The organism is Flavobacterium poyangense (genome assembly GCF_011751075.1).
In the GTDB taxonomy this organism is placed as follows: domain Bacteria; phylum Bacteroidota; class Bacteroidia; order Flavobacteriales; family Flavobacteriaceae; genus Flavobacterium; species Flavobacterium poyangense.
Window position 1 is genome coordinate 232,776 of the sequence record NZ_JAALLN010000001.1, and the last position, 11,642, is coordinate 244,417.

Consider the following 11,642-nt stretch of genomic DNA (forward strand, 5'->3'; position numbering starts at 1 on the left):
TTTAAAACTTGCTCAAATATTAATATTTGTTATTTTTATTAAAAATTATACCATTAATCCATGAAAAAAACCTTACTACTGTTCTTTTTGACTGTTTTTTTAACAAAAACACAGGCACAAAGCTATTTCCCAGTTAACGAAAGTGTACAAAACAAAAACAAAAACTACACTGTTTTTACTAATGCTACCATCTACGTTACCCCAACACAAAAAATCGAAAAAGGAACACTACTTGTTCAGGACGGAAAAGTCGTTGCAGTAGGGAATTCCGTTTCGATCCCTAAAAACAGCATTGTTATTAACCTTGAAGGAAAAACAATCTATCCTTCCTTCATTGATATTTACACCTCTTTCGGAATTGAAAAACCAAAAAGAAATCTACCTTCCGGAGGCGACCGTAACCCATTATATGACACAAAAAGAGTGGGATATTACTGGAATGAAAGCATTCGTTCTGAACTAAACGGTTACGAAGCTTTTAAGTATGATACCGCAAAAGCTGAGGAATTATTAAAAGCCGGCTTTGGTGTTGTCGGAACTCATATTCCTGATGGAGTTGCACAGGGAACAGGTGTGTTAGTGGCTTTGAACAATACGGAAAACAGTAAACAAATTATAACAGATAAAATTACCAACCATTTTGCTTTTACCAAAAGCAACGTAACCAATCAGGCCTATCCTAGTTCTTTAATGGGTATGATGGCATTGTTACGTCAAATGTATTTAGATTTGGATTGGTACAAAAAAGGAAATTCAGAAACTAAAGATTTATCTTTGGAAGCATTATCGGCTAACGAAAAACTAGTTCAAATATTTGCTACAGAAGACAAACTAAACAGTCTAAGAGCCTCAAAAATTGCAAAAGAATTTGGCTTAAACTATGTTTTGAAAGGAAGTGGAAATGAATTTGAAAGAATTCAGGAAATCAAAAACACAAATGCTAAATTTATTATTCCGATCAATTTCCCGGAAGCTTATGATGTTTCTAATCCATATTTATCAAATCAGGTAGAGGTTGCAGACATGCGTTTCTGGAATCAGGCACCAACAAACCTTAAAGTCCTATCAGATAACGGAATTGTCTTTGCGCTGACAACAGATAAATTGAAAAAAACCGAGGATTTTAAAACCAATTTATTGAAAGCTATAAAATACGGTTTTGATAAAACAAAAGCTTTAGAATCATTAACAACGATTCCTGCCGCTATTCTAGGAAAAAGCAACGAAATCGGAAGTTTAAAAACGGGTACCTATGCCAATTTTGTAATTACATCAGGTGAGATCTTTGATGAAAAAACCATTTTGTACGAAAACTGGGTTCAGGGAACTAAATACATCGTTAATGATATCAATGCAAAAGATGTTCGTGGCAACTATGATTTAACAATTGGAAACGACACCTATAAATGGAAAATCGCAGGAACCGAAACAGCTCCAAAATCGGAGGTTACTACTAGTGCTGATGCCAAAGTAAACAGCACTTTTAACGTTTCTAAAAATTGGATTTCTCTTGTCCTTAAACCAAGTGATACGACTAAAACGAATTATACCCGTTTAACGGGATTTGTAGAAAACCCGGAGAATCTATCCGGAAAAGCAGTACTTTCAAACGGAAATGAATTAATTTGGAATGCCAAAAGAACAAGTCCTTTTACAGCCGTCAAAGACTCTTCTAAAGTAGAGAAACTAAATGCAATCATTCCGACAACCTTCCCTAACGTGGCTTTCGGAGATTCAAAAAAACAAACTGCTCAAACACTTCTTTTCAAAAATGCGACCGTTTGGACGAATGAAAAAGAGGGAATTTTAACCGAGACCGATGTCTTAATTAAAAACGGAAAAATTGCTGCAGTAGGTAAAAATCTTTCTGACGCATCCGCTGTTACTATCGATGCCAAAGGAAAACACATTACAAGTGGTATTATCGACGAGCATTCGCATATCGCAATTTCAAAAGGAGTAAACGAAAGCGGACACAATTCAACTGCTGAAGTTACGATTCAGGATGTTGTAAATTCTGAGGACATTAATATTTACAGAGATTTAGCGGGAGGAGTAACTATTTCACAATTATTACACGGATCTGCCAACCCAATTGGGGGGCGTTCTGCTATCGTAAAATGGAAATGGGGTTCATCACCGGAAGAAATGTTATATAAAAACCAGCCTAAATTTATCAAATTTGCTTTGGGAGAAAACGTAAAACAGGCCAACTGGGGAATACAGAATCCTACTCGTTTTCCGCAAACCAGAATGGGAGTTGAACAAGTTTTCACCGATTACTTCCAACGTGCCAAAGAATATGATGAAAGCTGGAAAATCTTTAATTCAGGTTCTAAAAAAGGAAAAGCACCAAGAGTAGATCTTGAATTACAGACTTTAGCCGAAATACTTAACAAAGACAGATATATTACTTGTCACTCTTATGTAGAATCAGAGATTTTGATGTTAATGAATGTTGCCGAAAAATTCAACTTCCGCGTAAATACTTATACCCACATTCTTGAGGGGTATAAAGTAGCTGATAAAATGAAAGAACATGGTGTTGGAGCTTCAACGTTTTCAGACTGGTGGGCTTACAAATTTGAAGTTAATGATGCTATTCCGTTTAATGGTCCAATCATGCACAACCAGGGCGTTGTAGTTGCATACAATTCTGATGATGCCGAAATGTCCCGCAGATTAAATCAGGAGGCTGCAAAAGCGGTTAAATACGGTAATATTTCTGAAGAAGAGGCTTGGAAATTTGTCACGCTGAATCCTGCAAAATTATTACATATAGACGATAAAGTAGGAAGTCTTAAAGTAGGTAAAGATGCCGATGTAGTATTGTGGAGCGATAATCCTTTATCTATTTATGCTAAAGCAGAAAAAACAATTATTGAAGGAGTTGTTTATTTTGATATTGAAAAAGATGCCACCAAACAACTTACTATCGCTAAAGAAAGAAACATCCTGATCGGTCAAATGTTACAAGAAAAAAACAAAGGAGCAAACACACAGAAACCGACTAAAAAAGAGAAAATCGAGTACCACTGTGACACTTTAGAACAATAATAATAGCCCCTTTAAAAAACTTGTAAAGTTAAAAACAGATAAAATGAAAAATAAAAACATCTATATATTGCTGCTATTATTTTGTGCATCGCTTCAGATAAAAGCACAACAAATACCGGCTCCGAAACAAACAAAATCTATTCTAATTTTAAACGCAACAGCACATTTGGGTAACGGAACCGTAATTCAAAACAGCGCCGTTGGATTTAAAGACGGTAAAATCTCTTTGGTAGCGGATGCTACGACGATAAGACTTGCCGCCGATGCCTACGATACTACCATTGATGCCAGTGGCAAACATATTTATCCGGGGTTTATTGCTCCAAACACAACACTGGGTTTGGTAGAAATTGATGCTGTAAAAGCTTCGGATGATGAGGAAGAAATCGGAAGTTTTAACCCGAATGTGAGAAGTATTATTGCTTACAACTCCGAATCTAAAGTAGTTGAAACAGTGCGACCAAACGGTATTTTAATGGCGCAGGTTACCCCTAGAGGAGGCAGAATATCGGGAACCTCTTCTGTTGTACAATTAGACGCATGGAGTTGGCAAGATGCTATTCTGAAAGAAAATGACGGAATTCATCTTAATTTTCCTTCCAGTTTTAAAAGATCAGGATCATGGTTCGAACCGGGAGTAATTGAGCCAAATAAAGACTATCCTAAACAAATTGAAGAAATAAATGCTTTCCTGGTAAATGCTAAAGCCTACAATCAAACTGCTGCAAAGGAAAGAAATATAGTTTTAGAAGCAACGAAAGCCCTTTTTGATGGCACACAAACACTTTACATACATGCAGATGAGGAAAAACAAATTATAGACGCCATACAACTTGCCGCTGATAATCAAATTAACAAAATTGTAATCGTTGGAGGGTTTGAAGCTTATAAATCTGCTGATTTATTGAAAAAACATAATGTCGGCGTATTATTAAGACGTGTTCATGACATGCCAACAAATGACGACCAAGATGTTAACCTGCCTTATAAAATGGCTAAAATCTTAACAGACAAAGGCATAATTGTGGGCCTTGAAAACAGCGGTGATCACGAACGTATGAGTGTACGAAATCTGCCGTTCTTAGCAGGTACCTGTGCTGCTTTTGGCTTAGATAAAGAGATAGCTTTACAATTGATTACCTCCAATACAGCAAAGTTATTAGGTATTGAATCTACCGTTGGGACATTAGAAACAGGTAAAGATGCAACCTTGTTTATTTCTGAAGGTGATGCTTTAGATATGAGAACCAATAAACTGACAGCTGCTTTTATTCAAGGAAGAACAATTAATTTGGAAACCTTTCAAACAAAATTGAATGATAAATTTAAAGCAAAATTCAATCAGAAATAAATAGACTACTCCTAATACCTTAAGGCGTCAACTGAGAAATCATTTGACGCCTTTTTTTATACTCATATTTCGCAATAAAAGGTTCTGAGATTCTGAGGTTCTAAGTTCCTGAGCTTCTAAAATATTAACTTGTAACGAATCTGTATGCCACAAAATAAAACTCAGAAACTTAGAACCTTAGCACCTCCCCTTATTATCCCTTTTCGAACTAACTTAAGCGCTGAAATCCTTATCTGTGATTTGAATTAAAAAGTCTGTTTCAGAAAAAAAATCGATAGAAAATTCTAAACGAATAGTTTTAAATTCAATTTATCCCTTTTTTAATGTCAAACTCATCTTCATAACCTTCATTTTGCAATATTTCAATTGTTGAATCGAAAATTAAGCACTACATATTAAATCATAGCCTTAAAAAATACAGGGTCAAAATTAAAAATTAATAAAAATCAAACCAACAACCCTATTTTTAACAGGGGTATTGATTCATTTTTATACTTTTATAAAAAAATTTAAAACAAAATAACTATGCGAAAAATTATTTTAAGTGTGATTCTTATCACTGTTTTAGTACTAACTTTTGTCTCCAACTTTACTCTATCAGATACCCCACCTCCGACTGAAGCTGTAAAATTTGATACAGGAGATACAGCCTGGATGATCGTAGCAACTGCATTTGTATTACTCATGACGCCCGGGTTAGGATTTTTCTACGGTGGTATGGTAGGTAAAAAAAACGTAATCAGTACCATGTTGCAAAGTTTTATGGCCATGGTCATTGTTACCATCCTATGGGTACTAGTTGCTTTTGGACTGGCATTTGGCCCCACTATAAAAGGAATTATCGGTGATCCGACTTCTAACTTATTCTTTCAGGGTGTTGGTACTAATACAGCATGGAGTCTTGCTCCAACGATCCCTTTTATGTTATTCGCATTGTTTCAGGCCAAATTTGCTATCATCACACCTGCCTTAATTACGGGGGCTTTTGCAGAACGTGTGCGTTTCTGGGCATATTTGTTATTCATGGTTTTATTCATATTAATTATCTATGCTCCTTTGTGTCACATGACCTGGCATCCTGACGGAGTTTTCTTTAAAATGGGCGTATTAGACTTCGCAGGAGGAACAGTAGTACATATGAGTGCCGGTTGGGCTGCATTGGCCGGAGCAATCTTTTTAGGAAAAAGAAAAGTTCAAAAAGTTAATCCCGCAAGAATTACTTATGTATTATTAGGAACCGGTTTATTGTGGTTCGGCTGGTTTGGTTTTAATGCAGGTTCTGCTTTAGGTGCAAACGGATTAGCCGTACAAGCCCTAGGAACTACAACTGTTGCTACCGCAGCTGCTGCAATGGCTTGGGTGTTCCTTGACAAAATTCTGGGTCATAAATTATCTGCTCTTGGCGCCTGTATCGGAGCGGTTGTAGGCCTTGTTGCCATTACACCTGCAGCCGGTTTTGTCAGCATTCCTCATGCCATTTTTATCGGCTTGTTCTCCAGCATAGTGAGCAACCTTGTCGTTAGCAAATTCCCTAAAGGAAAAATTGATGATGCACTAGACGTTTTTGCCTGCCATGGTGTAGGCGGAATGACAGGAATGTTATTAACGGGAGTTTTCGCTTCTAAAGCAATCAACCCTGCGGTTGGTGATAACCAAGGTTTGATTTTTGGAACTCCTACCCTATTCATCAATCAATTCACTGCTTTGATAATGGTTTCGATTTTCGCTTTTGCAGGTTCTTATATACTATTTTTTGTTGTAAATAAAATTACTCCGCTAAGAGTTACCGAAGAAAAAGAAGAGTTAGGCTTGGACATTTCACAACACGGAGAGTTTTTATAAAAATTATTTTCTTTTCATTTCCTAAACAAAAAATCCCCCTGCATTCAAAACGCAGAGGGATTTTATCTTGAATTAATTTCTACCTTATTTTAGTACTTAGTGATTAGTCCCTAGTCCTCAGTCTTGCAACTTTAAAATCTAACTACTTTAGCTAATCACTAAGTACTAAAAAAACTACTTAAAATTAGCAATTCCTTCTTTCAACCATTTCAGATACTCGTCAGCATCAACATAACTGATAGTTGGTTTAACGTCATGTAAATTTTTACCATTTAAGTCCGTAATAACATACAATGGTTGCGTATTCGTTTTATATTTTGATATCATAAAATCAGTCCACTTATCCCCAACCGTAACGATTTCATCACCGGAAGTAGTTTTAAATTGTTCTTCTTTCGGCAATTCTCTTTTATCATCGACATAAAGAGAAATCAGAACAACATCGTTTTTTAAGATTGGCAAAATTCTTTCGTCAGACCAAACATTGTTTTCCATTTTTCTGCAATTCACACAAGCATAACCGGTGAAATCAAGCATGATTGGTTTGTTTACCGATTTTGCAAACGCCAATCCATCCTCATAATCATGAAAAACCATGATACCGTGCGGTCCTAATTCGGCTCCTTCCGGCAGGCCTTGCTCAGATCCGGTATTAGAACCTACCGATCCACCAACGCCAAACGGACTTTCACTATACTGTGGAGGTGGTGGAAAAGCATTAATTAATTTTAAAGGCGCTCCCCAAAGACCGGGAATTAAATAAAATGTAAACACCAATGTAAGCAATCCTAAATACAATCTTCCTACTGAAATATGTTGTAATGGACTATCGTGTGGCAAAGTAATTTTTCCAAACAAATATAAAGTCAACGCTCCAAAAATAGCAATCCAAATGGCTATAAAAACTTCTCTTTCCAGAAAATGCAACTGTAATACTAAATCCGCATTTGATAAAAATTTAAAAGCCAAAGCCAGTTCCAAAAATCCTAAAACCACTTTTACCGTATTCAACCATCCCCCTGATTTTGGCAATGAATTTAACCAACCCGGGAACATCGCAAAAAGCATAAAAGGCAACGCTAAAGCCATTGAAAACCCTAACATTCCAATAATTGGAGCAATACCTCCATTTGAAGCAGCTTCAACTAATAATGTCCCAACAATTGGTCCCGTGCACGAAAATGAAACAATTGCCAAAGCCAATGCCATAAACAATATTCCGATTAATCCACCTCTGTCAGCTTGCTGATCGGCTTTATTGGCCCATGAATTCGGTAACATAATTTCAAAAGCCCCTAAAAAAGAAGTAGCAAATATGATCAGTATAACGAAGAATATTAAATTAAACCAAACATCTGTAGACAATGCATTTAAGGCATCAGCTCCAAATATTTTAGTAACAATTAAACCTAAAATAACATAAATAGCAATAATTGAAATACCATAGATAATAGCATTTCGAATACCTTTTACTCTGCTCTTACTCTGTTTTGTAAAGAAACTTACAGTCATTGGAATCATCGGGAAAACACAAGGTGTTAACAATGCTGCAAAACCAGATAAAAAAGCGATGAAGAAAATTGACCATAAACTTCTTTTCGAAGCCGGAGCCGGCATTTCTGCTTTTTCTGTTGTTGATGCTACTTCTGTTTTATCCTTTTCTGCTGCAGGAGTTATTACCGATTTAGTTAAAGTATCAACAGCTAAACCAGCTGTTTTGGTTTCGTCTAATTTTGACTCGGTCACTGTCGCAACGGCTTCCATTTTAAAAGAGGCCGGAATTACAATCGAGAATTTTTTACTCGAATTGATACAAACTTCTTTACATACCTGAAAATCAAAATCAACATCAACAGTCTTTAAATCCGGATTTGTAAGCGTAATTTCCTGCTCGATATGTGCTTTCCCTTCAAAAAAAGTTTCATTTACTCCAAAAACATCATTGAAGGCTGTTTTGGTTTTACCCTCTTTAGCTTTACCCACTAAATTGTAATTCCCTTTTTGATTTTTAAAAGTAATTTCTAACGGAAGTGGCCCTCCTTCAGGTGTAAATTGCGAATACATATGCCACTCTTTTTCTATCACACCGTCAAAAATCAAAACGGCATTACTTCCTGATTTTTTTTCAATTTTAGCAGTCCATTTTACCGGTTCTAAAATTTGAGCATTACCTTTTGCAAAAGCAAAAATGAAAAATAACAAAAATGCAATGGTTCTAGACCAAGCACTTTTTGAAAGCATAGTTTGATGGGGGTGGCTAAAGTTCATTATTGGAGTTTATTTTAAGTATTTTATTTGGAGTTTTACTTTAAGTATTTTGTTGGAGTTCTATTTTAAGTATTTTGTTGGTAGTATTTTCAATTTTAAATCGTTCGTCCTGGCGAATTCCGACAATCCATACAATTTGATTATCAGAGCACAAAATCCATGCTTTTTCTTTTTCAAGCAGCGATAATTTTTCATCTTTAAAGAGCTTACTCACTTTCTTAGATTTACCCTGCATTCCAAAAGGGCAGAAAACATCCCCCTCCTTCCATTTACGCAAAATCAAAGGAAATCGGATCTTTTCGATAGCAACAAATATAATCTTATTTGAATCTATTGTAATGTCATCTACCTGACAAAGTCTTAATTTTAAGGGAAAATTAACGTCTGTCTCGCCTTCATTTATTCTATATTCCTCATTTTCATTAACTTCTAAAATCGGACTTAAAATCAAAGTATCTCTGTTTTTCAACAATCGAAATTCAGCTGCAAAAACTTGCTTTCCGGATTGCCCGTCGACTAAGTCATAAACATCATTCCATGCCACGAATCCAAACTCGTTTAGCCATTGATACAAATAGGATTTATAATTGGGCAATTTTTTAAGTTGATTTATATCAAAATGAATATCATCCCCCACTTCTTTTGCTACTTGCTGGTAAATCATAATCGATGCATCTTCAACCATCTCTTGTGATTCCTGCAAAAAAGTTTGTGTTTTTTGAAAAGCATTCAAAAAGTTAGGATTAATTTCTTTTAAAATCGGAACTAAATCATGGCGGATTTTATTTCGAAGGTATTTGTTAGAAGCATTACTGCTGTCTTCCCGCCATTGGATATTATTTTCCTGAGCATATTGAAGGATTTCTTCTCTTGAAAAAGGCAAAAGCGGACGAATAATTTTATCGTTTTGTTCCGGTATTCCGGTTAAACCATCAAGTCCGGTACCTCTTGTTAAGTTTATTATAAATGTTTCCAGATTGTCATCGGCATGGTGTGCCGTTAAAATATAATCGAAACTTTCGCTTTCCAAAAGCTCATAAAACCAACTGTAGCGCAACTCACGAGCGGCAACCTGAGTCGATAGTTTATAGTCTTTTGCAAATGCCTCGGTATCAAACTGGGTTATAAAAACAGGGATTTTATTCGTATCGCAATAGTCCTGAATGAAATTCTGATCGCCAAAACTTTCTAAACCGCGAAGTTGAAAATTGCAATGCAAAACCGCAATCTCATAAGGTAATTGTTGTAGTAGATGTAGCAAAACTACACTATCCAAACCACCACTAACCGCTAGAAAAAGTTTTTTACTTTCTAAAAAAGGAAACCTCGATATAATATGATTTTGAAACTTTGAAAGCATTTATAAATGTAAAGATTATTTTTTGAAATAGTATGCGTTTTCCAAACACGAATTGCACGAATTTGCACGAATTAGTTTTTTGCCGCTAATTGCACGAATTTGCACGAATTAATTTTTTGCCACTGATTGAAAAGATTCGCGCAGATTTTTAATCTTTTTAATCTCATAATCTGTGGCTATTTTTTGCCGCTAATTGCACAAATTTCCACGAATTAATTTTTGCCACTGATTGAAAAGATTCGCACAGATTTTTAATCTTTTTAATCTTATAATCTGTGGCTATTTTTTTGCCACTAATTGCACAAATTGTTTTCTGCCACTGATTGAAAAGATTCGCACAGATTTTTAATCTTTTTAATCTCATAATCTGTGGCTATTTTTTTGCCTCGAATTAGTTTTTTGCAGTATACTATTAAAAAAAGAATTCGTGCAAATTCGTGCAATTAGTGGCAATTTACTGCAGCACCTCGTGCATCGCTCTGGCTTTCAACAAACATTCCTCATATTCTTTCTCAGGAACGGATAGTGACGTAATAGCACTCCCAACGGAGAACGAAACGTATTTATTTTCCTGATTATACAAAATACTTCTAATGACTACATTAAAATCAAAATCACCCGAAGGCGTAAAATAACCAACAGCACCACTGTACAAACCACGTTTGGTTTCTTCCAGATTTTCAATAATTTTCATTACAGAAATCTTTGGAGCCCCTGTCATACTTCCCATCGGAAAAGTAGTCTTCAAAACATCAATCGGGGTATATTGCGGATCTAGTTTTGACGTTATCGTCGTAATCATCTGATGCACTTGCAAAAACGAATAAATAGCACAGAGTTCTGTGACTTCAACTGAGCCTTTTTGTGCTGTATGCGATAAATCATTTCGAACCAAATCGGTAATCATGATGTTCTCGGCGCGTTCTTTTGTGTCATTTCTCAAGTGTTCTTTTGATTTTTCATCTTCTGTAAAATCCGAAAAACGTCTAGAGGTTCCTTTTATCGGCTGAGATAGTATCGTATCTCCAACTTTTTTCAAATACCGCTCCGGCGATGCGGAAAGTAGAAACTGCTTATTATTTTTAAAGAAAACAGAAAAGGGCGCCTGTGAAATCTCATTTAACTTTTGGAATTTCTCCAGCGGATTTATAATCGCATTTTCAGCAAAAAACTCCATGCAAAAATTAGCTTCGTACATATCACCTACGTGAATATGCTCCAGCATTTTTGCTACTTTTTCTACATAAGATTCTTTTGAAATTCGTTGTTTCACTTCAACTCCGCTCAGTGTAACAAATGGCTCATAGTCTGTTTTTAAGATCTCTTCAAAATCCTCTTCAACCTCGTCGTCACAAAGGAATAAATATTGAATTTCAAGCTGATTTCCTTTCAGCAAAAATATTTTTTTAGGTTGAAAAAAAAACAAATCCGGAAAATTCAATCCATCAAAATTGGTGGACTGTAAGTTTTCGATATTATTTTTTAAATCATAAGCCAAATAACCAAAAAGCCAGTCTTTTGTAGTAAGTTGATATTGTTTTAAATCATCAAAAGCGTTATGGAAATCAGTTTTCACAGAAGTAAAAGCATCTACAGCAAGCAGACAATCAAAGCTTGAATACTCCTGCGGATAGGAATTACTGTCCAATAAAATAACCTCACGGAATTGTTGCGACCAAATCAAAAGCTGTTGTTTCAGCTGTTCCGGATTGGCAATATGTTTATGAATTGTAACTCTCAAAAGTGGTATAATTTAGACCTCAA

6 protein-coding genes are annotated in these 11,642 nt (G+C 35.6%); 3 read left to right on the forward strand and 3 right to left on the reverse strand.

Annotated elements, in window-relative coordinates; genetic code table 11:
• The first annotated feature begins 60 nt into the window (after positions 1-60).
• From G3A47_RS00945 to G3A47_RS00955, 3 genes are all read left to right on the forward strand, one after another.
• The gene (locus G3A47_RS00945; protein WP_166919561.1) at positions 61-3,057 is read left to right on the forward strand and encodes an amidohydrolase family protein; all 2,997 of its coding nucleotides are present in this window, start codon (positions 61-63) and stop codon (positions 3,055-3,057) included.
• 43 nt (positions 3,058-3,100) lie between these two features.
• Positions 3,101-4,408, forward strand: coding sequence for an amidohydrolase family protein (locus G3A47_RS00950; RefSeq protein WP_166919563.1), 1,308 nt, complete (start codon positions 3,101-3,103; stop codon positions 4,406-4,408).
• Between the two features lie 525 nt (positions 4,409-4,933).
• Entirely contained in the window at positions 4,934-6,250 is a 1,317-nt protein-coding gene (locus G3A47_RS00955) for an ammonium transporter (RefSeq protein WP_166919565.1), read from the forward strand.
• 174 nt (positions 6,251-6,424) lie between these two features.
• On the opposite strand, the gene G3A47_RS00960 is transcribed toward G3A47_RS00955, so the two are convergent.
• The 3 genes from G3A47_RS00960 to G3A47_RS00970 all read right to left on the reverse strand — a co-directional run bounded on the left by G3A47_RS00960 (position 6,425) and on the right by G3A47_RS00970 (position 11,619).
• Positions 6,425-8,491, reverse strand: a complete 2,067-nt coding sequence (locus G3A47_RS00960) for a protein-disulfide reductase DsbD family protein (RefSeq protein ID WP_243860364.1) — start codon at positions 8,489-8,491, stop codon at positions 6,425-6,427.
• 67 nt (positions 8,492-8,558) lie between these two features.
• Positions 8,559-9,878: a tRNA lysidine(34) synthetase TilS gene (gene tilS / locus G3A47_RS00965; RefSeq protein WP_166919569.1), complete on the reverse strand. Its 1,320-nt coding sequence runs from the start codon at positions 9,876-9,878 to the stop codon at positions 8,559-8,561.
• A gap of 454 nt (positions 9,879-10,332) precedes the next feature.
• Entirely contained in the window at positions 10,333-11,619 is a 1,287-nt protein-coding gene (locus G3A47_RS00970; protein WP_166919571.1) for an anthranilate synthase component I family protein, read from the reverse strand.
• Positions 11,620-11,642: the final 23 nt, after the last annotated feature.

Coding starts and splice junctions, on each gene's coding strand:
- G3A47_RS00960 (WP_243860364.1), bottom strand. CDS start 8,491: ATGCTTTCAAAAAGTGCTTGGTCTAGAACCATTGCATTTTTGTTATTT.
- G3A47_RS00950 (WP_166919563.1), top strand. CDS start 3,101: ATGAAAAATAAAAACATCTATATATTGCTGCTATTATTTTGTGCATCG.
- tilS (WP_166919569.1), bottom strand. CDS start 9,878: ATGCTTTCAAAGTTTCAAAATCATATTATATCGAGGTTTCCTTTTTTA.
- G3A47_RS00955 (WP_166919565.1), top strand. CDS start 4,934: ATGCGAAAAATTATTTTAAGTGTGATTCTTATCACTGTTTTAGTACTA.
- G3A47_RS00945 (WP_166919561.1), top strand. CDS start 61: ATGAAAAAAACCTTACTACTGTTCTTTTTGACTGTTTTTTTAACAAAA.